General features: G+C 71.3%; 19 protein-coding genes and 1 pseudogene. 9 read left to right on the forward strand and 11 right to left on the reverse strand.

The window, feature by feature from the left end:
- Window positions 1-330 precede the first annotated feature (330 nt).
- From ACGF0J_RS09565 to ACGF0J_RS09595, 7 genes and pseudogenes are all read right to left on the reverse strand, one after another.
- The gene (locus ACGF0J_RS09565; protein ID WP_393143785.1) at window positions 331-1,329 is read right to left on the reverse strand and encodes a sigma-70 family RNA polymerase sigma factor; all 999 of its coding nucleotides are present in this window, start codon (window positions 1,327-1,329) and stop codon (window positions 331-333) included.
- A 346-nt stretch (window positions 1,330-1,675) separates the two neighbouring features.
- Window positions 1,676-2,101, reverse strand: a complete 426-nt coding sequence (locus tag ACGF0J_RS09570) for a hypothetical protein (protein WP_393143786.1) — start codon at window positions 2,099-2,101, stop codon at window positions 1,676-1,678.
- Window positions 2,102-2,193: 92 nt separating this feature from the next.
- On the reverse strand, window positions 2,194-3,591 hold the full coding sequence (locus ACGF0J_RS09575) for a S1 family peptidase (protein ID WP_393143787.1): 1,398 nt from the start codon (window positions 3,589-3,591) through the stop codon (window positions 2,194-2,196).
- Between the two features lie 123 nt (window positions 3,592-3,714).
- Window positions 3,715-4,662: pseudogene (locus tag ACGF0J_RS09580) on the reverse strand (Tn3 family transposase).
- Window positions 4,583-4,954 (reverse strand): class I SAM-dependent methyltransferase, encoded by a 372-nt coding sequence (locus ACGF0J_RS09585; RefSeq protein WP_393143788.1) that lies wholly within the window; start codon window positions 4,952-4,954, stop codon window positions 4,583-4,585. The pseudogene ACGF0J_RS09580 and the gene ACGF0J_RS09585 overlap by 80 nt, the downstream one beginning before the upstream one ends.
- A gap of 196 nt (window positions 4,955-5,150) precedes the next feature.
- Window positions 5,151-5,786: a TetR/AcrR family transcriptional regulator gene (locus ACGF0J_RS09590; RefSeq protein ID WP_393143789.1), complete on the reverse strand. Its 636-nt coding sequence runs from the start codon at window positions 5,784-5,786 to the stop codon at window positions 5,151-5,153.
- A gap of 114 nt (window positions 5,787-5,900) precedes the next feature.
- Window positions 5,901-7,118, reverse strand: coding sequence for an MFS transporter (locus ACGF0J_RS09595; protein WP_393143790.1), 1,218 nt, complete (start codon window positions 7,116-7,118; stop codon window positions 5,901-5,903).
- Window positions 7,119-7,302: 184 nt separating this feature from the next.
- Here ACGF0J_RS09595 and ACGF0J_RS09600 point away from each other — a divergent pair, with 184 nt between their 5' ends.
- Window positions 7,303-8,166 (forward strand): universal stress protein, encoded by an 864-nt coding sequence (locus tag ACGF0J_RS09600; protein ID WP_393143792.1) that lies wholly within the window; start codon window positions 7,303-7,305, stop codon window positions 8,164-8,166.
- Window positions 8,167-8,187: 21 nt separating this feature from the next.
- Here the strand turns inward: ACGF0J_RS09600 and ACGF0J_RS09605 are convergent, their stop codons facing one another.
- On the reverse strand, window positions 8,188-8,850 hold the full coding sequence (locus tag ACGF0J_RS09605) for a response regulator (protein WP_393143794.1): 663 nt from the start codon (window positions 8,848-8,850) through the stop codon (window positions 8,188-8,190).
- A 3-nt stretch (window positions 8,851-8,853) separates the two neighbouring features.
- Entirely contained in the window at window positions 8,854-9,873 is a 1,020-nt protein-coding gene (locus tag ACGF0J_RS09610; protein ID WP_393143796.1) for a histidine kinase, read from the reverse strand.
- 300 nt (window positions 9,874-10,173) lie between these two features.
- On the opposite strand from ACGF0J_RS09610, the gene ACGF0J_RS09615 reads away from it, so the two are divergent.
- The 8 genes from ACGF0J_RS09615 (at window position 10,174) to mnhG (ending at window position 18,884) form a co-directional block, all read left to right on the forward strand.
- Window positions 10,174-10,734, forward strand: coding sequence for an SPFH domain-containing protein (locus ACGF0J_RS09615; protein ID WP_393143798.1), 561 nt, complete (start codon window positions 10,174-10,176; stop codon window positions 10,732-10,734).
- Between the two features lie 33 nt (window positions 10,735-10,767).
- The gene (locus ACGF0J_RS09620) at window positions 10,768-12,465 is read left to right on the forward strand and encodes a potassium/proton antiporter (RefSeq protein WP_393143800.1); all 1,698 of its coding nucleotides are present in this window, start codon (window positions 10,768-10,770) and stop codon (window positions 12,463-12,465) included.
- Window positions 12,466-12,749: 284 nt separating this feature from the next.
- Window positions 12,750-15,620 carry a Na+/H+ antiporter subunit A gene (locus ACGF0J_RS09625; protein ID WP_393143802.1) on the forward strand — a complete coding sequence of 957 codons (2,871 nt, stop codon included), beginning with the start codon at window positions 12,750-12,752 and terminating at the stop codon, window positions 15,618-15,620.
- On the forward strand, window positions 15,617-16,120 hold the full coding sequence (locus ACGF0J_RS09630) for a Na(+)/H(+) antiporter subunit C (RefSeq protein ID WP_393143804.1): 504 nt from the start codon (window positions 15,617-15,619) through the stop codon (window positions 16,118-16,120). The genes ACGF0J_RS09625 and ACGF0J_RS09630 overlap by 4 nt, the downstream gene beginning before the upstream one ends.
- Window positions 16,117-17,631, forward strand: coding sequence for a Na+/H+ antiporter subunit D (locus ACGF0J_RS09635; RefSeq protein WP_393143806.1), 1,515 nt, complete (start codon window positions 16,117-16,119; stop codon window positions 17,629-17,631). The genes ACGF0J_RS09630 and ACGF0J_RS09635 overlap by 4 nt, the downstream gene beginning before the upstream one ends.
- On the forward strand, window positions 17,628-18,254 hold the full coding sequence (locus tag ACGF0J_RS09640; RefSeq protein WP_393143808.1) for a Na+/H+ antiporter subunit E: 627 nt from the start codon (window positions 17,628-17,630) through the stop codon (window positions 18,252-18,254). Before ACGF0J_RS09635 ends, ACGF0J_RS09640 begins: the two co-directional genes overlap by 4 nt.
- Window positions 18,251-18,520, forward strand: a complete 270-nt coding sequence (locus ACGF0J_RS09645) for a monovalent cation/H+ antiporter complex subunit F (protein WP_393143810.1) — start codon at window positions 18,251-18,253, stop codon at window positions 18,518-18,520. Before ACGF0J_RS09640 ends, ACGF0J_RS09645 begins: the two co-directional genes overlap by 4 nt.
- Window positions 18,510-18,884 carry a monovalent cation/H(+) antiporter subunit G gene (mnhG, locus tag ACGF0J_RS09650; RefSeq protein ID WP_393143812.1) on the forward strand — a complete coding sequence of 125 codons (375 nt, stop codon included), beginning with the start codon at window positions 18,510-18,512 and terminating at the stop codon, window positions 18,882-18,884. Before ACGF0J_RS09645 ends, mnhG begins: the two co-directional genes overlap by 11 nt.
- 29 nt (window positions 18,885-18,913) lie before the next feature.
- On the opposite strand, the gene ACGF0J_RS09655 is transcribed toward mnhG, so the two are convergent.
- A complete protein-coding gene (locus ACGF0J_RS09655; protein WP_393143814.1) occupies window positions 18,914-19,321 on the reverse strand; it encodes a hypothetical protein in 408 nt (135 codons plus the stop codon).
- Window positions 19,322-19,447: 126 nt separating this feature from the next.
- Window positions 19,448-22,708 carry an efflux RND transporter permease subunit gene (locus tag ACGF0J_RS09660; RefSeq protein WP_393143816.1) on the reverse strand — a complete coding sequence of 1,087 codons (3,261 nt, stop codon included), beginning with the start codon at window positions 22,706-22,708 and terminating at the stop codon, window positions 19,448-19,450.
- Window positions 22,709-22,755: the final 47 nt, after the last annotated feature.

The following is a 22,755-nucleotide window of genomic DNA, read 5'->3' on the forward strand; positions in this document are numbered from 1 at the left end:
GAACGTGGAAGCCACGCTGTCCCGGCAAGATCAAGGGCTGGATCTCGGTATCCCAGCCCCAGCTCCAGCCCTTGCCCATGCGCGAAGGGCGAACAGCAGCAGCCCCCACAGCGGGATGACGGCGACGCGGCCGAGCAGCGGGTTCACGGCGACCGGGACGGCCCAGCTCAGGCCCGGGCCGGTGGCGCGTCTTCCCCTCGCCAGGTGTTCGGGGCCGGATCGGTCTGTCGGCTGAGCGGTGGCTTGTTCCATCAGACCGCCTTTACATTGTAGATTCAGTTCGTGGCGTCCCCAGGTGTTCATCAGCGGCGCTCAAGATCTCGCCTGCGCTCACCGCGTCACGACGGTCTCCCGCTGCACATGCGACAGCTTCTCGGGGTTGCGCACGTGGTAGGCGCCGGTGCCGTAGCCGTTCTCCACCCGCACCGCCACCACGCCGTCGATCTCCCCCTCCACCCGCACCAGCAGCCCGGGGGCGCCGTTGTTCTGGACCAGCTCGACCGACCGGTCCGCGTCGCGCCTCCAACAGCCGACGGCCAGCAGACGGGCCACCTGGTCGATCCCCACGACGGGCCGCAGCAGCGCGTGCCTGACTCCGCCGCCGTCGCTCAGCGCGACGACATCCGGCGCGAGGACGTCGAGCAGGCTCTGCAACTCGGCCGTCTCGACCGCCCGCCGGAAGGCCTGGAGTGCGGCCCGGGTCTCAGCCGGGGAGGCGACGCCGCGGGGCCGGCGGGCGGCGACGTGCGCCCGCGCCCGGTAGGCGAGCTGACGGACCGCTGACGAGCTCCTGCCGACGGCTTCGGCGATCTCGTCATAGTCCAGGTCGAACACCTCGCGCAACACGAAAACCGCCCGCTCGGTCGGCTGCAACGTCTCCAGGACCAGCAGCATCGCCATCGAGACGCTCCCGGCCAGCTCGACGTCCTCGGCCACGTCAGGCGCGGTCAGCAACGGCTCGGGCAGCCACGGCCCGACATAGGACTCCTTGCGCCGGCCGAGCGCGCGTAGCCGGTCCAGCGCCTGCCGGGTGACGATCCGCACCAAATAGGCCCGCTCCTCCCGCACGGTGCCGAGATCGACGCCTACCCACCGCAGCCAAGCAAACAGCAGTTCGGCGCGCTGGTAGGACAGGCGGGCGCGGCCGGTGTCCGAGCACAGGTCGGCGCTGGCGGGGGTGCGGGCGGGCCCGGGTTTGCGGTCGGCGAGGAATAGCGGTCCGGCCCGGCGTCCGGCGACCCAGCGGGTGAAGGAGCGCAGGGCCGAGCGGTGCCGGTTCCAGGTGCGCGCGGACAGATGGGGCCAGGCGCGCGTGAAGATCTCGCTCACCTGCTCGGGGGGTGACCGTCGCCATGGTGGTGTGGGCGCCAAGGTCGACGACCAGGCGGCCGAGCGCCTGGCGGTAGGAGCGGACGGTGTCGGCGTCCAGCTGGGGCCGGGCCAGGAACTCCTCCACCGCCTCGCCCAACTGTGGGCCAGGCAGCAGCTGGACGATGGGAGTGGTCACCGCCAGCCCCCTTCGCCGAGGCGGTAGGGAACGTGTCGGATTCAAGCCTAAACCGCAGCCACGACGGCGCAGGTGGGAACCGGCCGATGATCGTTGATGTGGCAGGGAACGATCCGTTCCCTGCCACATCAAGGGGCAGTCCAGCGGTGCGAACGTTCGGCACACCTGTCAGTTGAACTGCGTGATGGCGATGGGAGTGATCTTCTCGGCGGAGAGACATCCAGGCGGAGGGGTGATGCCGGCGAGTCTGGCGGGGTCGATGCCGCCTCCCGCTCCATCGACCTGGTCGCCTTGCAGAATCTGCCCTTTCCCCGGCACGTTGACGCCTCGCTTGCCCGCGTGGAGCAGGGGTTCGGTCCCCTCAGGCCAGATCAGTGGGGCCATCTCCACGTTCCCGCCCTGGGTGTGGGTGAGGAAGAGACACTTGCTGCTCGGGTTGTACGTGAGCGTGCCACCAACCTTCATCTCCATCCCGCCCTCGAGATCATGGACGAAGATGATCGGATCCGTGCCTTCTCGGCGGATCTCCCCGGTGGCGGAGGCACATCCCGCCAGGAGAATGATCAGGACGACACTCCTCGCCAGCGTTCTCATGGAAATGCGCCGCCCTTCCTGTTCGCCACGAAGCCCCTGAACCGACGCTCCCCGCTTCTGAAACGAACGTCGGAAAGCGTCGGTTCACGTGTTCAGCGCTCGTGGATGTAGAGGCCGAACTGGTTGATGTTTCTGGCAGGGGTGAACTGGCTGCGGTTGAGGAGGTTGATGTTCTTCCATCCGCTGTGTATGCCGAACGCGGTGGCCCCGTAGTACCAGGGACCGCCGCTGTCGCCGCCTTGGGTGATGTGTCGGTGGATCGCCACCAGGCCCTTGTAGTTGTCGCGCGTGGTGTTGAGCTGGTAGGTCTCGTTGCACTCGGCTCCGGTGGTGATGCCGAACTTGCAGACGCGCACGCCGGTGCGCGGTGACCAGACATCGTCCACGTACCGCGTGCTGCTCCAGTCGTAGTAGAAGGTCCGAGCCACGGTCAGGCTGCCTCTGGTATACCAGGCAAGATCACCATAGGTGCCCGCATGTTCGCCTCGCCGGGTGGTGGATGTCGAATCACCGCCTTGGCCGGAGTGCTGCACGTAGGTCCGATAGGTGCCCGGACAATGGTGAGCGGTTGAGACGCCGTGCCAGGAACGGTCCGCGTTGCGGAGGGTAAATCCTGCCGTGCAGTCGCCGAGATAGCCGCCGCCCCGCATGTAGGTGTCTTCGTTTCCGCCCGGCAGCGCATCGCGCATGCTGATATTGATCGAGATCTTCGGGTTTGCCGGGGTGAGCTGTTCCTGCAAGGTGGCAGCCCAAACGCCTGCACGGGAGGTGGTCCCCTTCACCTGGACCTCCAAGGTGATGACGCCGGTCCGGATCTCGTAACTGCCGGCGACGGAGACGACGTCGGGTTGAGCCATGACGGTGTCGTGGGCATGATCCAACGTCTGCTTGAGCTCCGCTTCGGAGAAACCTCTGTCGGCGAACGTCCTTGTGGGCCGGGGAAGGGCCTTGGCTATGGACTGGGCGGCAGCCGGAACTGGTCCCTTGAAGGCGAACCAGCCGCTGCGGCCATCATGGGCGAACACGGCCCCGGCGAAGTCGCCGGGGAAGGCCCGTTCGATCTGATCGGCGGCCTTGACGAATTGGCTTTGCCACGCGAAGCGATCGATGGCGTCGGCGAACGAGATGCCTTCGCTCTTGGCGATGAGTTTGAGGTCCACCAGTTCGGCCAAGGGGATCCCGTCGATCACCAGGTCGGGCGGCAGAGTGGGCAGATCGTCGTCCGGGGCACCCATGGGGTTGCCTCGATAAGGGCCTCCTCTGCCCAAAGCCACCTGTTGCGCGACGTAGCCGTCGAGTTCTTGTTCCAGGGTAGTGCCGGTCCTTTCGGCCTGCTGGAACAGTTTGGTGAGAGTGGGACGGTCGGGTATCCCCGGAGTGGCTGCGAAAGCCGCCATCGCCGGAGTTGTCGGTAACAGCAGCAGAACCACCGCGGCGATCATCATGATCGTCCCGCGTCCTCGCAGGCGTAAGCGCATGAGCGCGATCATCACCTCTGATCGAGTCATGTGCAAGCAATTGCGCTCCTCGTCAGCAACGGGGGCGGAGATTGCCCCTCCCTCCCTGCCAGGCCGGAGAAGCACACTCCCGCCTTGAGAAACGAACCGTTCAGGTTAGGCCACGCTGCGCTCATCCAGGTCCAGGTGCTTGCTCATGTCCAGTTCCAGCCTGCCGTACAGGTTCAGATGGGTCCAGAACAGTGCTGAAAGGCCGCGCCGGTCGATGGCGGTCAGCTTCCTCTGCCACTTCGGCTCGCGCATGATGATCTGGATCAGGATCGTGTTCAGGTATGTGATCGAGGCCTGGACCAGATGCAGGGCCAGGGCGGACACCTCGACCGATTCCCTGTCGTCGCCGGTGAGATCGCCGGCCTTGCCGTAGAAGAGGTCCTTGTTGGCCGAGTGCCAGTTCTCCACCACGTTCAGGCCCTCGTGGATCTCCTGGCGCAGCGCCTCCTCCGCGAGATAGTCGCAGATAAAGATCGTTCTGATTACACGGCCCAGTTCTTCGACGGCCTGGTAGGTGGGGTGCGTGGGTCCGCCGCGGGTGAAGCGGCGCAGCATCTGGTGGGCCTCGGCGGTACCCAGCCGCAGTGCCGTCGCATACTTGATCATCTGATCGTAGTGACGGCCGATCACGTCCCAGTCGATCGTCCTGTTCGACAGCACCGTCTCCAGCTCCGGCCACGCCTCGTCCTCGCCCAGCCTCGGCCGATACAGCCGGGCGGAGCCGATGTTCTTCAACCTCGGCAGCAGCTGAAAGCCCAGCAAAGGCGCGAAGGCGAACCCCACGATGGAAGCTCAATGGGTATCGGTGTACTGGCGATCGATCTCGGCGGAGGTCAGGTGGCGCAGCAGGCCCTCGATCAATGAGGCGACTTCGGAGGCGGAGGTGCTGGTGACCTGCCTGTAGATACACACTGATCTGCGCTCTACATGCCAATACGCCATAATTCCGGCACCTCCGTAGCGTTGGTGCCATTCAGTCATCATGTTCGCCGACCACGATCCGAACTTGCGGAAGTCGGACGCATGAGGTGCCCGGTCCCCACAGCTCCACATTCCGGGCCTCCAGCGTCGCGTTGACCACGGTGCGCACCGCCGCGTGCAGGTTGATCCGCGCGTCGGGATCGACGCCGAGCACCTGGCAGCCGGCCGCCTGGAACTGGCGGGCGGCGATGCCGGTCCCGCATCCGACGTCGAGGACGTGGCGTCCCGGGGCGGCGGCGATCCGTCTGATCATGGCGTCGGGGTAGCGGGGCCGGGTCCGGTCGTAGTGCTCGGCGTCCGCGCCGAACGACTCGGCCACCCGGCGGAGCTCACGCTGAGGCTCGTCAGCAAGAGGAGTGGGCATACGCCCACTAGGCAATCGGCCAGGGCCCGACGAGTGTCGGCGGATGACTCCTGCGCATGGCGTCGCCCGCCCGGCGCAGGTCAGGGCGCCGGGGTGGCCCTACCACCTCTCGCGGCGAGGGCTTTCGCGGTGCGGGACGCGACAGGGGACGGCTGCCGGCCGACGCCGCACCGCCGCAGGGCGGGCGGCTCGCTGGTCAACCCGACGGTTCTTGATCGCTTCGAGTGATCCTGGCGGCCGTGTCGAGGACGAGGTGGGCGGTGGCGTCCAGGATGGCCGGCTCGGCCGCGCGGTCGCCGACGAGGGTGCGATAGTAGAGCGGGCCGAGCAGGAGATCCAGCAGGCCGTCCACGACGTGGTCGTCCAGGTGACGGCCGGTCTGGCGGGCGGTCTGGCAGGCGGTGTGGCGGGCGAGCACGGCGCGCAGTCCGGCCCGGTCCCGTTCGCGCTGCTCGCGCAGGAACCCCTCGCGCAACGCCCGGGCGGTGGCCGGGTTGGTCTGGGCGTGGCCGAGCAGCGCCCGCAGGACGTGGCCGGCGGGTTCGTGGAAGAAGGCGTTGATGCGCCGTAGCTGCCGCTGGAGTTCTTCCTCAGCCGATGCGGAGCCGAGCTGCCAGGCGAGTCCGTCCCGGGCGTCACCGGCCAGGGTGTCCAGGAGGATGTCGACCTTGGATTTCCACCAGCGGTAGAGGGTCTGCTTGGCGACGCCGGCCCGGGCGGCGATGCCTTCGATGGTGACGCCGTCGAACCCGCGCTCCACCAGCAGATCGTCGGCGGCGTTGAGCACGGCGAGCCGGATGCTCTCGCTGCGCTTGGGGCCTGTCCGGCTCACCACGGCCGACCCGTCCGTGGCGGGCTGGGGTGCGTGATCGGCGGGGATGGTCGTGCTCCTCTCGGATTCGTCCCGGCGGCACGATTCTGGCACAGGCGTGGCGCGGGGCCGCGATCAGCTCCTTCTCCGGCTGCCGAGCAGGCTGAGCAGCACGCCCGCGGCCAGCACCGCCACCGCCAGGCTGAAAAGCTGTCCGGCCGGGCGCAGACTCCAGGCCCGGATGAGGACTCCCACCCCGATGGCCGGCACCGCCAGCATGGTGTAGAGGATCGCGAAGAACGTCGATACCGACGCGCCGCGATACTGCGGCGCGCCGCTGGTGACGATCGCGCCGACGCCGTACCCGATGGCCACCCCGGTCGCCACGCCGGTGACCGCCGCGCCGATCAGCAGCGGGAGCAGCCAGGTCGTGGCCAGGGCGGCGGCGATCAGAGCGGCCGCGACGACCAGGCCCAGGCATGCGGCGGGCAGGGCGACGGCGGCCCTGACGGCACGGACCAGCAGTTGCCCCAGGGCTGTGCAGGCGAACGCGACGAAGACCACCAGGCCGGTCAGCGTGTGGCTGGACTGGTGCAGCGCGCCCAGGAACAGCCCGGTCACGGCGGTCAGCACGCCCAGCACGGCGAAGCCGGCTCCCGCCGCCATTGCGGAGCGCAGGAACCCGGCCCGGATCTCGGCGGGGATGTGGAGCGGTTGCACCTGCCAGGTGAAGCCGGGCAGACGGGTGGCGCTCTCCCCGATCGTGGCCACCCCCAGCAGGCCCAGCAGCGCCAGGACGCCGATGACCCACCATGGAGTGCGGAGCGGCGCGGGCGCCAGGTCCGCGAGGATCCCGGCGAGCAGGGTGCCGCAGGCCAGGCCGCCCATGTTGGCGAACAGGGCCAGGGTGGCGGGGCGGATCCGGGCGTTGGGCCCGATCAGTTCGGTGAGCGCGGCCGTGGCGGCACCGGTGACCAACGCCGCCGACAACCCCGACACCACACGGGCGAACAGCAACGCCGCGACGTTCTGCGCCATCAGGAAGATCGCGGCCGCGGACAGCGACAACGCAGCGGCGATCAGGAGGGTGGGACGCCGGCCGATCTGGTCCGACAGCCGCCCGAACAGCAGGAGTCCTGCGACGACCCCGAGGGCGTAGACGGCGAACACCACCGTGACGGTGAACGGCGAGAACCCGAAGGTCTGCCCGTACAGCGGATACAACGGCGTCGGCGCGGTCGTCCCCGCCATGGTGGTCCAGAAGGTGAAGGCCACCGTCACCACGGCTCTCGTGGTCCGGCGGCCGCGCGTCGCGGCATCCGCCTCGGCGACGTCAGGGGGGAACTCGGGCATGAGGAGACCTCGTTCGTGTCTTTTCTCGAATGGACGACCAAAGACTAGACTCAACGTCGCGTCTATTCAAGCGCCGCGCCTCCGGTGCAGGCCGACGCCCCACGTCTAAGTCGGCCCAGAACGGCGATATCCAGGTCAGGGCTCACGTGCCGGGGGAAGCACGGGAAGGTGCGAGGTGACGACCATGACCCAGCCGATCGTCGTCGGGTTCGACGGATCAGCGTCCTCGCTGCAGGCCGTGACCTGGGCCGGGCAGGAGGCCGAGGTCCGTGACGCCCCGCTCCGCGTCGTCCATGCCGCGCCCGGCTGGTCGCCCGCCGAGCTGCTCGTCCCGGAGCCGGCCGCGTGGGAGACCGAGGCGAAGGCCGCCCTGCGCCGACAGCTCGAACAGGCCGCGGTCCGCGCCCGGGCGGGCAGGCCGCGCCTGCAGGTGGCGACGGAGGTCGGCACGGGGTCGCCGGCGGACGTGCTCCTCCACGCCGCCGAAGGTGCGCAACTGCTGGTCGTGGGCAGCCGGGGCCGGGGCGGCTTCGCCGAGCTGGTCCTCGGTTCGGTGAGCCACCGTGTCGCCGGCGTCGCGCCGTGCCCGGTGGCCGTCATCAGGGAGCCGCAACACGGCGACTTCCGCACGATCGTGGTGGGCGTGTCGGGGCGGCGCGGCCAGGACGCCGTCCTGGAGTTCGCCTTCCACGAGGCCGAACTGAGACGCTCGGTGCTGCACGCCGTGCACGCCTGGACGCATCCCGGCACCGTGACGCCCTTCGTGGTGGAGCCCGTGGTGTACGACGTCGAGGCCGTGGGGCAGGACGAGGCGCTGCTGCTGGCACAGGCGCTCGCCGGGTGGAGCGACAGGTTCCCGGACGTCGAGCTCGTCCAGCACGTCGCGCACGGCCATCCGGCCAAGGCGCTGGCCGACGCGTCCACGCGGGCCGATCTCGTCGTCGTGGGGAGCAGGCACGGCGGGCCGCGCACACTGGCGCTGGGGGGAACGGCTCACGCCGTCCTCCACCACGCGCGCACCCCCGTCGTCGTGGTCCGGAGCGGGTGAGGCCGGAGGCGTCGTCGCCCGTCAGGGTTCGACCAGGCCCGCCCGGATGGCGTGCCGGGTGAGCTCCAGCCGGTCGCGCAGGCCGAGCTTGGCCAGGACGTTGGCGCGGTGCCGCTCGACGGTCTTGACGCTGATGACCAGGATGTCGGCGATGTCCTTGGAGGAGTGACCCTCCGCGATGAGTTTGACGATCTCCTCCTCCCTCGGCGTGAGCAGGGTTTCGGGGACCGGCTCGCCCTCCCGGTGGCGTTGCAGGTAGTCGCGGATGAGCGCGGTGATCGCCCCCGGGTAGAGGAACGGCTCGCCGCGCATGGCCGCGCGGCAGGCCTCCAGCAGGTCGCGGTCGGCCACCGACTTGAGCACGTAACCGCTGGCGCCGACCTTGAGCGACTCGAAGAAGTACTGCTCGTTGTCGTACATCGACAGCATCAGCAGCCGGACGCCGGGCGCGCGACGGGAGATCTCCCGGGCGGCCTGGATGCCGGTCATCCGCGGCATGGCGATGTCGAGGATGGCCAGATCGATGTCGGCGTCGGCGGCCGTGGCCAGATCGACGGCCTCGGCGCCGTCTCCCGCCTCGGCCACGACGCTCAGGTCGGGCTCGGCGTCCAGGATGAGTCGGAGCCCGTGGCGTACCAGTGCGTGGTCGTCGGCGAGCAGGATCCGGGTCGGCTGCGCGTGCATGCGTCACTCTCGTGGGTCGGCGATGGGTACGGTCAGGCACACTCGGGTGCCCTCGGCGGGCGCGCTGTCGATGCCGAGGTCGGCGCCGATGAGCATCGCGCGTTCGCGCATGCCGCGGATGCCGGCGCCCTCGCGGATCGGGCCACCGGTCCCGTCGTCGGTGATGCACAGCACGACGGCGCCGGGCTCGGCGCGCAACGACAGCTCCACACGGGATGCGCGGGCGTGCCGGGCGACGTTGGTCAGGCACTCCTGCGCGATACGGTAGATCACCAGTTCGGTGTCACTGCTCACCGGAGGCAGCCGGGGGTCCAGCAGCCGGGTCACCGTCACGCCGCTGACCGTGGAGAAGTCGCCGGCCAGGGAGTTCATGGCGCTGATGAGGCCCAGGTCCTCCAGCACCCCAGGCCGTAGCCGGCGGGCGACCTGCCGGACCTCGTCCAGGCTGGCGCGGACCGTCTCCTGCACCGCGCACAGCTCGTCCCGCAGCTCGCCGGGCGCGCGGTCCACGGCCCGTTTGAGGCTGAGCAGGACCACCGTGAGGCTCTGGCCGATCTCGTCGTGCAGCTCCCGCGCGATGCGCTGGCGTTCGGCCTCCTGGGCTGCCAGGGCGTGGGCGGTGCTGGTGCTGCGTTCGGCTTCGAGGCGGTCCAGCATGGCGTTGAAGGTCGCGATCAGCCTGCCCAGGTCCCCGTTGCCGCTGTGCGCGATGCGGTCGCCGGAACGCAGCAGGTCGACCCGCTCCATGAGCGTGGTGAGCGCGCCGAGCGGCGCCAGGCTGGTACGCAGCAGCAGCGCGTTGGCGGTGAGCATCACCGCGAGGCCGACGGCGAGGATCGGCAGCTCGGTCAGCAGCACCGGCGAGGACACCGTGGCCGGTGACAGCGCCAGCGTGGTCAGCCCGGCGGTGAAGACCAGCCCGTTGATCACGACGAGGCGCCAGAACAGCGCCGAGGCCGGCGAGCGGATCCCCCGGGGGGCGCGTGCTGGTGCCTGCGGGTCGTTGCTGGCTGGCCGGCTCATGCTCCTAGCCTCGCCAATGCGGCCGGCATCTGTCCATCGGGAGCGTCCCCCATCCCCCGCGGAGGGCGACGGCTTGACCTGCGGCCGTCTACATGGTGGCCACCTGGGGAAATGGGTGCTGCCCCCGATGGTGTCATTGCCGACCCTCGGCCAGACTGGTAAGCGGGCGGACCTGATTCCGGAGCTGCGGAAACGTCCGAGGTCCGCGCCGAAGAAGCGACGACGACGGGGGAAGAGGGAATGTTGGCGTGGGGCGGTCAGACGACCGCCACCGTACAGGCACTCGGCACAGCGGAGCCCGTGGGATGGTTTCTCCTGGGGCTGCTGGCGCTCCTCGTGATCGTCTCCCGGGCGCTGCGCGTGGTCGGCGAGGACGAACGGCTGGTCGTGCTCAGGATGGGCCGCCTGGCCGGGGTACGAGGCCCCGGGCTCGTGGTCGTGTGGCCGGTGCTGGAGCGCGGGGTGCGGGTGTCGCTGCGGCTGGTGTCCCTGGACCTGTTCTGCAACGAGGTGGTCACCCGCGATGGCGTCACCGTCCGGGTGAAGGCCACCGCCGTGGCCGCCGTGGACGACCCCGTCCGCTTCGCGATGACGGTGGACGGCCCGCTGACGGCCACCACGATCGCCGCCGAAGGCGTGCTGCGGCGGCAGGTCGCCCAGCGGGACCTGGCCGATCTTCCCCCCATGGTCGCCCACGCCGGCGCTGACCTGGCGGCTCAGGTCAGCGAGACGGCCCGGCGGTGGGGGGTGCGCGTCACGCTGCTCGACATCGCCGACATCCAGGTCCCGCTCAGGGGTGAGCTGATCGCCTGGGCCCGGAACCGGCCGGACGTGCGGCGGCGGGAGATCCCGCATGGCTGAAAGTCCTTCCCGCCGGGCCGTCGGGGCTCCGCCATGAACCTGCAGCAGTTGTACGGCGTGCTGCTGGCCGGCGGAGTGGTGCTGCTGGCCGGCATCGCGGCCGTCCGCACCGCCGGCCGGCTCGGCCTGCCCAGCCTGCTGCTGTTCCTCGCCCTCGGCGTGCTGCTCGGCGAGGACGCCCTCGGCATCGACTTCGACGACGCCCAACTGGCGCAGACCCTGGGCACCTCGGCGCTGGCGATCATCCTCATCGAGGGCGGACTCAGCACCCGGTGGGCCGACATCCGACGGCTCCTGCTCCCCTCGTCCCTGCTGGCCACGGTCGGCGTGGCCATCAGCGTGGGGCTGACCGCCGCGGGGGCGCACCTGCTGCTGGGCATGAACTGGCAGCTGGCGCTGCTGCTGGGCGCGATCGTCTCCTCCACCGACGCGGCCGCGGTGTTCTCCGTCCTGCGCGCGCTGCCGTTGCCCCGGCGCATGGCGGGGATGGTCGAGGCGGAGTCCGGGTTCAACGACGCCCCCACGGTCATCCTGGTGCTGGTGTTCAGCACGGCCACCGCCGACCTGCCCGATCCCGGCGTCATCGCCGGGCAGATCGCCTACCAGCTCGTCGCCGGAACCGTGGTCGGGCTGCTGGTCGGCTGGGCCGGCACCGCCGCGCTGCGCTACGTCGCCCTGCCCGCCACCGGCCTGTACCCCCTGGCCACCGTCGGCCTGGGCGTCATCGCCTTCGCCGCGGCCGGGGCGGCGAACGCCTCCGGTTTCATGGCCGCCTACCTGGCCGGCATCGTGCTCGGCAACGCCGTCCTGCCGCACCGCGTCGCCACCCGTTCCTTCGCCGAAGGGATCGGCTGGCTGGCGCAGATCGGCCTGTTCGTCATGCTCGGCCTGCTGGTCGACCCCAGCGAGCTGGCCGGCGCGTTGCTGCCCGCCACGGTGATCGGCCTGGTGCTGCTGCTCGTGGCCAGGCCCGTCTCGGTGGCGGCCTGCCTGACCCCCTTTCGGGCCGGCTGGCGCGAACAGGCGTTCATCTCCTGGGCCGGCCTGCGCGGAGCCGTGCCGATCGTGCTGGCCACCTACCCGATCGTGGCCGCCGTCCCCGGCAGCGGGCAGTTGCTGAACATCGTCTTCGTCCTCGTCGTCATCTTCACCCTCGTCCAGGGGCCGACCCTGCCCGCGCTCGCCCGCCTGCTGCACGTCACCCAGCCGGGCCAGACGAGGGAGGCGAGCATCGAGGCCGCCCCTCTGGACACCCTGGACGCCGACCTGCTGACCCTCACCATCCCGCCCGGCTCCCGCCTGCACGGAGTGGAGGTCTTCGAGCTGCGACTGCCGGCGCCCGCCAACGTCACCCTGATCATCCGTGACGGCGACACCGTCGTCCCCCAGCCGGACACCCGGCTGCGGGAGGGCGACGACGTGCTCGTCGTCGCCACCAGCGCCACGCGAGCGCACGTCGAGCGGCGGCTGCGCGCCGTGGGCCGGCAGGGCCGCCTGGCGCACTGGTACGGCGAGCGCGGCGACCCCGACCAGGAACCCAGCCACGTGACGCTCCCGGAAGGAGACACCGAGCCATGGACATCACGCACAGCACCGTCCCGGAGGTCGGCACCGTCCACCACTGCGACACCCGGCGAGGAGACCACCTCGCCGTCATCGTCACCGGCGACGGCGCCCGTTCCCTCGTCCTCTACGACAGAGCCGACCCCGACACTCCGGCGCACACCGTAGAACTCGACCAGCGGGAGGCCGACCAGCTCGCCGACCTGCTCCACAGCCGCCCCATCGCTGACCGGCTGGCCGCCGTGGAACGACGCCTGGCCGGCCTGCTCCATGAGGCTCACCGGTAGCCGAGCGTCGTCCCCCGCTGACGGGTGCGGACCTGCCGCCGGCCTCCCGGCGGTCCGGCGCCCGCGTCCCCGCCGCCCACGCCCGAACGGGATGCCGGGCGGCGACCGTCCACGACCGCCACACGAGGACCGGACCCGCATGCGGGCCGGGCGAGGGGAACGTCGATGAGTGCACCGGACGTGATGTTCGGCGCGCAGGGGGCCCTTCTGCTCGTCGTGGTGCACGCGCTCGCCGCCGTGGCCGCTCCCCCGCTGGTCCGCCTGCTGGGGCGGCGGGCGCTGTACGTGCTGGCGGCGGCCCCGGCCGCGGCGTCGGCGTGGGCGCTGGCGCACACCGGCCAGATCCGTGCCGGCGCCGCCGTGGCCGGGACGTACGCGTGGGTTCCGCAGCTCGGCCTCGAGATCGCCGTCCGGGTGGGGGCCCTCGCCTGGCTGATGGTCGTCCTCGTCGGCGGGATCGGCGCGCTGGTCCTGTGCTACAGCGCCCGCTACTTCGCCGCCGACGACGACGGGCTCGGGCGTTTCGCGGCGGTGTTCGTCGCGTTCGCCGGGGCCATGCTCGGCCTGGTCGTCAGCGACAACCTGCTCCTGCTGTACGTGTTCTGGGAGCTGACCACCGTCTTCTCCTACCTGCTGATCGGCCATGACCCGGCCCGGCGGGCGAGCCGGGCGGCCGCCACGCAGGCGCTGCTGGTCACCACGCTGGGCGGGCTGGCGATGCTGGCCGGATTCATCATGCTCGGTCAGCATGCCGGGACCTACCAGTGGTCGCAGATCGCCGGGACGCTGCCGGGCGGGGGTTACCTGACGGTCGCGCTGCTGCTCGTCCTGCTGGGCGCGCTCAGCAAGTCCGCGATCTTCCCGTTCAGCTTCTGGCTGCCGGCCGCCATGGCCGCGCCCACGCCGGTCAGCGCCTACCTGCACGCCGCCGCGATGGTGAAGGCCGGGGTCTTCCTGGCCGCGCTGATGACTCCGGCGGTCGGCGAGGTGGACGTGTGGCGGGCGGTGCTGCTGGCCGCCGGCACGCTCACGATGCTGCTGGGCGGGTGGGCGGCGCTGCGCCAGCACGACGCGAAGCTGCTGCTCGCGTACGGGACCGTCAGCCAGCTCGGCCTGCTCATGGCGGTGTTCGGCGGCGGGAGCCGCGACGCGGCGCTGGCCGGCGCGGCGATGCTGCTGGCGCACGCGCTGTTCAAGGCGGCTCTCTTCCTCGTCGTCGGCATCGTCGACCGTTCCACCGGCACCAGGGACCTGCGCGAGCTCAGCGGCCTCGGACGGCGGGCGCCGTGGCCGGCCGCGGTGGCCGTGCTGGCGGGGGCGTCGATGGCGGGGGTGCCGCCGACGGCCGGTTTCGTCGGCAAGGAGGCGGTGTTCGAGGCGCTGCTGCACGGCTCCGGCGCGGACCGGATCGCGCTCGCCGGCCTGGTGCTCGGCTCGGCCCTCACGGTGGCGTACACGCTGCGGCTGCTGTGGGGCGTCTTCGCCGACAAGCCCGGCGTGGCCGCCGTACGACCCCGCCGCATCGGGTGGGCGTTCGTCGGGCCGCCGGCGTCGCTGGCCGTGGCCGGGCTCGTGGTGGGCGTGTCCGCCCCGGCGGTCGGCGGGATGCTGGCCGCGTACGCCGACACGGTAGGAGCCGGCGCGGGGGGAGCCGCCGAGGCTCCGTACCGTCTCGCGTTGTGGCACGGGTTCACCCCGGCCCTGGGGTTGTCCGCGCTGGCGCTCGCGGCCGGCTGCGGCCTGTTCCTGCGCGCGGGGCGCCTGCCGGGCAGGCTACGGCTGCCGATCGACGGCGAGCGCGGCTACGACCGCGTGATGGGATGGGTGGGACGGCTCGCGGTGGAGCTGACCGGGGCGACGCAGCGTGGTTCGCTGCCGTTCTACCTCGGGGTCATCCTGCTCGTGCTGGTCGCCCTGCCCGGCGGGGTGATGCTCGCCGGGCAGCCGTGGCTGCGGCACGGGCGCGCCTGGGACACCCCCGTGCAGGCGGTCGCCGCCGCGGGAGTGATCACTGCGGCGGTCTTCGCCGTCCGGGCGTTGCGCCGGCTCAACGCCATGGTCCTGGTGGGGGTGGCCGGTTACGGCACCGCGGTGCTGTTCGTCCTGCACGGCGCGCCGGATCTGGCGCTGACGCAGTTCCTGGTGGAGACGGTCACGCTCGCGATGTTCGTGCTCGTCCTGCGCCACCTGCCGGCGACGTTCTCCCGGCGGCCCATCCGGGCCGGCCGGCGCGGGCGCGTCGCGATCGGCGTCGCCGTCGGCGCGGTCGCCGCGGGCATGGCGTACGCGGCCGCCGGCGCCCGCCAGGCCGTCCCGATCTCGGCGGGGTATCCGGGGCCGGCGGTGTCCTACGGCGGCGGCGAGAACATCGTGAACGTCGCCCTGGTCGACATCCGCGCCTGGGACACGATGGGTGAGATCGCGGTGCTGGTGGCGGCCGCCACCGGCGTGGCGAGCCTGATCTTCCGCGGCACCGAGGCGCTGCGCCGGCGCAAGGGCGACTGGACGCCGGCTCCCGAAGCCCGGGGTTCGGGGCAGTGGCTGACGACCGGTGCCGCCCCTGAGGCCCACCGGCATTCGATCATCCTGCGGGTGGTCATCCGGCTGCTGTTCCACACCATCGTGCTGTTCTCCGTCTACCTGCTCTTCTCCGGCCACAACACGCCGGGTGGCGGGTTCGCCGGCGGGCTGGTCTGCGGACTCGCCCTGACGGTGCGGTACCTGGCCGGCGGCCGGGCCGAGCTGAACGCCGCGGCGCCCATCGACGCGGGCGCCGTCCTCGGCGCGGGCCTGTTCGTGGCGGCGGGCACCGGCGCGGCGGCGATGCTGCTCGGCGGGCAGATCCTGCAGAGCGCGATGCTGGACTTCCACCTGCCCGTCCTCGGCCACGTCCACCTCGTCACGTCGCTGTTCTTCGACATCGGCGTGTACCTCATCGTCGTCGGGCTGGTGCTGGACATCCTGCGCAGCCTCGGCGCCGAGATGGACCGCCAGCAGGACCCCGACGACGACGCCCTGACCAAGGAGCCGGTGTGACGCCCAACCTCACCTATGTCGCCACGATCGGCGTGCTGTTCGCCGCCGGCGCGATCCTGCTGCTGGAGCGCAGCCTCACCCGGGTCCTGATGGGCGTGATCCTGCTCGGCAACGGCGTCAACATGCTGATCCTCATGGGCGGCCGGGCCGGCGGGGCGCCGATCGTCGGCGTCACCCCGCCCGAGCGGATGAGCGACCCGCTGCCGCAGGCGATGATCCTCACCGCCATCGTGATCACGCTCGGTATGACGGCGTTCCTGCTGGCGATGGCCTACCGCAGCTGGCTCCTCGTCGGCCATGACGAGGTGCAGGACGACGCCGAGGACCGCCGGATCGTCCGGCTCGCCGAACGGGACGAGGGCCTGGCCGACGGCGACGGCAACGGCAACGGCGAGGGCAACGGCGGCGGCGACGGCGACGGCGACGGCGACGGCGACGGCGACGGCGACGACGACGACCGGCCGGCCCGCCGTGGCGACGGGACGGAGGCACGGCCATGACGGCCCTCGTCCCCCTGCCGGTGGTCATGCCGCTGCTCGGGGCGGCGCTGACGCTGATGCTGGCCGGGCGCCCGCGCGCGCAGCGGGCCGTCAGCCTCACCGTGCTCAGCGCGACCCTGCTGGTCGCCGCCGTCCTGCTGGTGGTGTCCTCGCTGCGCGGACCGCTGGTCGTCGAAGCGGGGGGCTGGGTGGCGCCGCTGGGCATCGTCCTGGTCGCCGACCAGCTCGCCTCGCTCATGCTGGTCGTCTCCGCCGCCGTCACCCTCGCCGTCCTGGTGTACTCCATCGGCCAGGGCATGGCCGACGGCGACGAGGAGACCCCGCTGTCGGTCTACCACCCGACCTACCTCGTGCTCACCGCCGGCGTGACCAACGCGTTCCTGTCCGGAGACCTGTTCAACCTCTACGTCGGCTTCGAGATCCTGCTGGTGGCCAGCTATGTGCTCCTCACCCTGGGCGGCACGGAGAACCGCATCCGCGCCGGCACCACCTACGTCGTGGTCAGCCTGCTGTCTTCGTTGATCTTCCTGACCGCCATCGGGCTCGTCTACGCGGCCACCGGCACCCTCAACCTCGCGCAACTCGCCGGCCGGCTCGACGCCCTGCCGGACAACCTGCGCCTGATGCTGCAGGGCATGCTGCTGCTCGCCTTCGGGATCAAGGCGGCGGCCTTCCCGCTGTCGGCCTGGCTGCCCGACAGCTATCCCACCGCCCCGGCCCCGGTGACCGCGGTGTTCGCCGGCCTGCTGACCAAGGTCGGCGTGTACGCCATCATCCGTACCGAGACCCTGCTGTTCCCCGGCGGGCGGGCGGCCGACCTGATGCTGGTGGTGGCGCTGCTGACCATGCTGGTCGGCATCCTCGGCGCGGTCGCTCAGTCCGACATCAAACGGCTGCTCTCGTTCACCCTGGTCAGCCACATCGGGTACATGCTGTTCGGAGTGGGCCTCACCAGCGCCGTCGGCCTGTCGGCGGCGATCTTCTACGTGGTGCACCACATCACGATCCAGACGACGCTCTTCCTCGCCGCAGGCCTGGTCGAACGTCGCGGTGGCAGCACCTCACTGGACCGGCTCGGCGGGCTCGCCCGGATGTCGCCACTGCTCGGGGTGCTGTTCTTCGTCCCCGGGCTCAACCTCGCCGGCATCCCGCCGTTCTCCGGCTTCCTCGGCAAGACCGGCCTCCTGCAGGCCGGGATCGACGCGGGCGGCCCGCTGGCCTGGGGTCTGGTCGCCGGCGGGTTGCTGACCAGCCTGCTCACCCTCTACGCCATCGCCCGGGTGTGGAACCTGGCCTTCTGGCGCACCCCGCACGCCGACATGCCCGCCGACACCTCCTCCGGCGTGATGCTGCCCAGGCTGATGGTCGCCTCCACCGCCGCGCTGGTGGTCCTCAGCGTGGGGCTCACCGCTGTGGCGGGACCGCTGTTCGACCTGAGCAGCACGACCGCGGCCGACCTGCTCGGCCGGACCACCTACGTCCAGGCGGTCTACCCGGACGGTGCGCCATGAGCCACGACCACACCCCGCGCGGCGACCTCGCCTCCGCACCGCTGACCCGGCGCGACCGGCGCCGTAACCGGGCGATCGCCGTGACCGCCCTGGTCACCGTGTGGAGCCTGCTGTGGGGCTCCTTCACCTGGGCGAACCTCATCAGCGGCCTGGCCGTGGCCGCCGTCGTCCTCACCGTGTTCCCGCTGCCGCCGGTGACCTTCGCCGGCCGTCTCCACCCGCTGGGCCTGCTGCGCTTCGCCCTGCGTTTCCTGTTCGACCTCGTCGTCTCCAGCGCCCAGGTCGCCGCGCTCGCCTTCCGGATCGGGCACACTCCGCGCAGCGCGGCCATCGCCGTGCCGCTGCGGGTCCGTTCCGACCTCAACGTGACACTGACCGCGGAAGCCCTGTGCCTGGTTCCCGGCAGCATCGTCATCGACGTCGACCGCGCCACCGGCACGCTGTACGTCCACGTTCTCGGCGTGCGCACCCCCGCGGAGGTCGAACGGTTCCGCCGGAGCGTCTGGCAGTTGGAAGCGCGGATCGTCGCCGCGATCGGTTCGGCCGCCGAACGGCGCCTGGTCGCCGCGGCCGATCCCACCCGTCCACAGTCGTCCGCCGACCGGAAAGGCCCACGCGCATGACCATCGTCGCCATGACGGTCACCATCCTGCTCGCCGTCGCCGGCATGCTCACCCTCACCCGGATCATCCGTGGCCCGTCCGTCCTCGACCGGATCGTGGCCACCGACGTGCTGCTGGCCGTCATCGTCGCCGCCATCGCCACCGACGTCGCCTACAGCCGCGACGCCACCGCGCTGCCCGTCCTCGTCGTGCTGTCCATCCTGGGGTTCACCGGTTCGGTGAGCGTCGCCCGCTTCGCCGTCCGGAGCCGCCGCCATGAGCCCTGAGACGGTTTTCGACATCGCCGCCGCGGCGTGTCTCATCACCGGCGCCCTGCTCAGCCTCGCCGCCGGGCTCGCCCTGACCCACTTCCCGGACCTGCTGTCACGCATGCACGCGGCCACCAAACCTCAGGTGCTCGGCCTGCTGCTGGTGCTGGTCGGTTGCGGGCTGCGGCTGCGCACCGGCGTGGACATCACGACGTTGCTGCTGATCGGCGCGTTCCAGCTGGCCACCGCCCCCGTCGCGGCGCACATGGTCGGCCGCGCCGCCCACCGGGACGGACAGCTACGCCCCGACCTGCTCGTCGTGGACGAACTGCCGGCCCACGACGACCGGACCGGCCGGCGACCCCGTTCAGAAGGGAGCTGAGGACGTGGGTCGTCCGGCTCTGTCGGGGGTCAGCCGCAGTGCTCCCAGGGGCTCTCCCACCACTGGTCGCCGTAGGAGCCGCCCCACCTGATGCACTTGCCCGGCGCATGGGCCTTGACCGGGCCGGCGTAGTAGCGATAGTGATCCGCGTCCACCTTTCCCGACGAGCCGTACGCCTGCACCATCGCCCGCACCCAGGCGGTGTTGCCCCTCCCGCCGGTCTTCCACGTCACCACGCAGTTGGTGCTGCCGTTGTAGAGCAGGTAGGTGGTGGCGCTGGAGCCGAAGGCGTGGCTGTCGATCACGTGGTAGCTGCCGCCGCCGCAGGCCTCGATGGGCGAGGACGCCGCCACGGCAGGACCGCTCAGCGTCACGGACGCCGCCAGCGTGGCGGCCATCCCGAGAGCGAGGGTCGCACTGCGCCTGATGTTGCTCACTGGGGGGTGCCTCCTCATGACCCGCACTGTGGTGATCACCATAGCGGCGTCAGGGTGCGGCGCCGAGCCGTCACGAGGCGGAAGGGCGAAGCCCCGGCGGGCGGCCGGGGCTTCTGCGGCGGGATGTCACGCCGGGTGACCGGCGAGCTTGTCCTTCCCTGCGGCGTCGGTGTCCTGGCGAGGCGGAGCGGCGGCGTCGGGGCGGCGGCGCAGGCGCTCCTTGGCCCGCTCGACCATCACGTAGAGCGTGGGCACCAGGACCAGTGTCAACAGGGTGCTGCTGATCAGGCCGCCGATGACGACGATGGCCAGTGGCTGCGAGATGAACCCGCCGGAGCCCGTCACGCCCAGCGCCATCGGCGTCAGCGCGCAGATCGTGGCGATAGCGGTCATCAGGATGGGGCGCAGCCGGCGCCGGCCCCCCTCGATCACCGCCTCCACGATGCCCATGCCCTGCTCGCGGTACTGGTTGATGAGGTCGATCAGCACGATCGCGTTCGTCACCACGATGCCGATGAGCATGAGCATGCCGATCAGCGCCGGCACGCCCATCGCCGTGCCGGTGGCCAGCAGCAGCCCCACCGCGCCCGTGGCCGCGAACGGGACCGACACCAGCAGGATGAGCGGCTGCACGAAGCTGCGGAACGTCGCCACCATGATCATGAAGACGATGGCGATGGCGGCGAGCATGGCCAGGCCCAGGTCGGCGAACGCCTCCTCCTGGTCGGCGGACGCGCCGCCGATCTTGTAGGAGGCGCCGCCCCGCAGGTCCAGGCCGGTCAGCCGCTGCGTCAGCGTCTGCGTGACGCTGCCCAGGTCGCTGGCCGTGACCTTGGCGGTGACCGTGGCGGAGCGGGCGCCGTCGACCCGCGTCACCTGGGTGGGGCCGGCCACCTCCTCGACGTCGGCCACCGACGACAGCTTCACCAGGCCGGTCGCCGTCTGCAGCCGCAGGTCCTCGATGTCCTTGACGTCCTGCGGCGCGTCGCCGACGCGCAGCACGAGGTCGCTGGCGCGGCCGTCCAGGGTGAGCTGGCCGAGCGGCGCGCCGCGGAAGGCCTGCGCCACCGACTGGCCGACCTGCGCCTCGGTCAGGCCCTTGGCCGCCGCCTTCTCGCGGTCGACGCGCACCTCGATGCGGGGGGCGCTCGCCTCCAGGTTGGAGGTCACGTCGCGCAGCCCGGTCACCTGGCTCATCGTCGCCTTGACCACGTCGGCGGCCGCCCGCAGGGCGGTCGCGTCGGGCGCCTGCACGACCACCTCGACGGTGTCGGAGGAGAAGCCGCCCGCGCCGCCGCCGGCGCCGACGCGCACCTCGCCGACGCCGGACAGTCCGTCCAGCTTCTCGCGCAGCGCCTGCTCGATCCGCGGCGTGTCGGCCCCGTCCTTGATCGTCACCGAGTACGAGGCCCGGTCCGCGCCGCCGCCCCCGCCGAAGCCTCCCGCCAGCGCGTTGCCGCCGCCGACGGTCACCTGGAAGGACTCGACGTCGGCCATGCCGGCCAGCACGTCCTCGACCTTCTTGGCCGCCGCGTCGGTGGTGGCCAGGTCGGTGCCCGCGGGCATGCGCTGGTTGACGGAGATCGTGTCCTGGCCCGAGGAGTCGAGGAAGTTGGTCTCCAGGCGGCCCGCCAGGCCCATCGTCCCGGCGAACACCACCAGGCCGATGACCAGCGTGACGATCTTGAAGCGGGTGGCGAAGCGCAGCACCGGCAGGTAGGCGCGCTGCAGGGGGCTGCGCAGTTCCTTGGCCTCGGCCTGCTCGCGCTGGGCGCGCGCCTGCTCCGGGGTCAGCTCCGGCGCCTTCAGGAACCAGTACGCCAGCACCGGCACCACGGTCAGCGACACCACCAGCGACGCCAGCAGCGCCACCGCCACGGTGACGGCGAACGGGCCGAACAGCTCGCCCACCATGCCGCCGACCACCGCGATCGGCGCGAACACCGCGACCGTGGTCAGCGTCGAGGCGGTCACGGCGCCCGACACCTCGCGCACGGCCGACAGGATCGCCGTCAGCTTCGCCTCGCCGTAGCCGAGGTGGCGTTTGATGTTCTCCAGCACCACGATCGAGTCGTCGACCACCCGGCCGACGGCGATCGTCATGGCGCCGAGGGTCAGCATGTTCAGGGAGTGGTCGCCGGCCCACAACGCGATCAGCGCGATGACCACCGACAGCGGGATGGACACCGCGGTCACGATGGTGGACCGCACCGACAGCAGGAACACCAGGATGATCAGCACCGCGAACGCCAGCCCCAGCAGGCCCTCGGTGGTGAGGCTCTCGATCGACTCCTCGACGTACGGGGCCTGGTCGAAGACGACCTCGACCGCGGTGTCGGAGGAGTCGCCGAGCGCCTTGGTCAGGTCCGGCAGCTTCTCGCGCACGGCGTGCGAGATCGTGACGGCGTTGCCGTCGGGCTCCATCGTCACGGACACGCCGAGGCTGGTCTTGCCGTCGGTACGGGTGATGGACGTCGCCTCGGCCAGCCCGCGCTCGACCTTGGCGACGTCACCGAGCTGGACGGGCTTCGGCGCGGCGGCGGGCACCTGGCCGGTCGCCGGCCGGCCGGACTGCGGCTGGCCCGGCGTCTGGCTCTGCGGCCGGCCCTGGGCCTGGGGTTGAGCCTGGGCCTGGGGTTGGGCCTGGGGCGCGGCGGGCGTCAGGTAGAGGTCTTCGAGCTTGGCCACCGTGTCGACGCGGGTGCCCACCTGGACCGTCAGGGACTTGCCGTCGTCGGTCAGCGCGCCCGCCGGCACCGGGGTGCCGTTGGCCCGCAGCACGTCGGGGATCTGCGCCGGCGACACGCCCGCCCTGGCCATCTTGCCGATGTCGGGCGTGATCGTGACGACCTCGTCGCGCGTGCCCGTGACCGTCACCTCGCGCACGCCCTCGACGCCCTGCAACTCCGGCAGCATGATCTGGCGCAGCTTGTCGGCCATCGCCCGCGGGTCGCCGCCGTCGCCGACGGCGAGCACCATCACCGGGATGTCGTCGGTGTTGCCCGCGGCGACCTGCGGTTCGACACCGTCGGGCAGTTGGACCCGGGTCACCGCCTGCTGCATCTTGTTCAGCGACGCCTCGATGTCGGTGCCGAAGGTGAAGGCGACCTGGATCTGCGCCAGGCCCTCCTTCGACGTGGACGTCATCTCCTCCATGCCGGCGAGCCCCTGGAAGGCGTCCTCCAACGGCTTGGTGACCTGGTCCTCCACGATCTCCGGCGAGGCGCCCGGATAGGGGGCGATGACGAACGCGCCGGGGAAGGCCAGGGAGGGCAGCAACTGCTGCTTCAACTGCGGGATCGTGAACGCGCCGAACGCGCTGAGCACGAGCGCCACCAGGATGACAAGACTGCGGTTGGCAAGGCTCAACCGGGCTAATGCGGTCATGGGGTCCCCTCCGAGAATTCGCCTCAGCCTAACACTTCGCCTTTGAC

Origin of the sequence: Nonomuraea sp. NPDC047897, assembly GCF_043204415.1 — a bacterium.
GTDB lineage: Bacteria > Actinomycetota > Actinomycetes > Streptosporangiales > Streptosporangiaceae > Nonomuraea.

What these genes read in the sequence shown, in the direction of transcription:
- ACGF0J_RS09570 (WP_393143786.1), bottom strand. Translation starts at nt 2,101, where the DNA reads ATGAGAACGCTGGCGAGGAGTGTCGTCCTGATCATTCTCCTGGCGGGA.
- ACGF0J_RS09575 (WP_393143787.1), bottom strand. Translation starts at nt 3,591, where the DNA reads ATGATCGCGCTCATGCGCTTACGCCTGCGAGGACGCGGGACGATCATG.
- ACGF0J_RS09585 (WP_393143788.1), bottom strand. Translation starts at nt 4,954, where the DNA reads ATGCCCACTCCTCTTGCTGACGAGCCTCAGCGTGAGCTCCGCCGGGTG.
- ACGF0J_RS09595 (WP_393143790.1), bottom strand. Translation starts at nt 7,118, where the DNA reads ATGCCCGAGTTCCCCCCTGACGTCGCCGAGGCGGATGCCGCGACGCGC.
- ACGF0J_RS09600 (WP_393143792.1), top strand. Translation starts at nt 7,303, where the DNA reads ATGACCCAGCCGATCGTCGTCGGGTTCGACGGATCAGCGTCCTCGCTG.
- ACGF0J_RS09605 (WP_393143794.1), bottom strand. Translation starts at nt 8,850, where the DNA reads ATGCACGCGCAGCCGACCCGGATCCTGCTCGCCGACGACCACGCACTG.
- ACGF0J_RS09610 (WP_393143796.1), bottom strand. Translation starts at nt 9,873, where the DNA reads ATGAGCCGGCCAGCCAGCAACGACCCGCAGGCACCAGCACGCGCCCCC.
- ACGF0J_RS09620 (WP_393143800.1), top strand. Translation starts at nt 10,768, where the DNA reads ATGAACCTGCAGCAGTTGTACGGCGTGCTGCTGGCCGGCGGAGTGGTG.
- ACGF0J_RS09625 (WP_393143802.1), top strand. Translation starts at nt 12,750, where the DNA reads ATGAGTGCACCGGACGTGATGTTCGGCGCGCAGGGGGCCCTTCTGCTC.
- ACGF0J_RS09635 (WP_393143806.1), top strand. Translation starts at nt 16,117, where the DNA reads ATGACGGCCCTCGTCCCCCTGCCGGTGGTCATGCCGCTGCTCGGGGCG.
- ACGF0J_RS09640 (WP_393143808.1), top strand. Translation starts at nt 17,628, where the DNA reads ATGAGCCACGACCACACCCCGCGCGGCGACCTCGCCTCCGCACCGCTG.
- ACGF0J_RS09645 (WP_393143810.1), top strand. Translation starts at nt 18,251, where the DNA reads ATGACCATCGTCGCCATGACGGTCACCATCCTGCTCGCCGTCGCCGGC.
- mnhG (WP_393143812.1), top strand. Translation starts at nt 18,510, where the DNA reads ATGAGCCCTGAGACGGTTTTCGACATCGCCGCCGCGGCGTGTCTCATC.
- ACGF0J_RS09660 (WP_393143816.1), bottom strand. Translation starts at nt 22,708, where the DNA reads ATGACCGCATTAGCCCGGTTGAGCCTTGCCAACCGCAGTCTTGTCATC.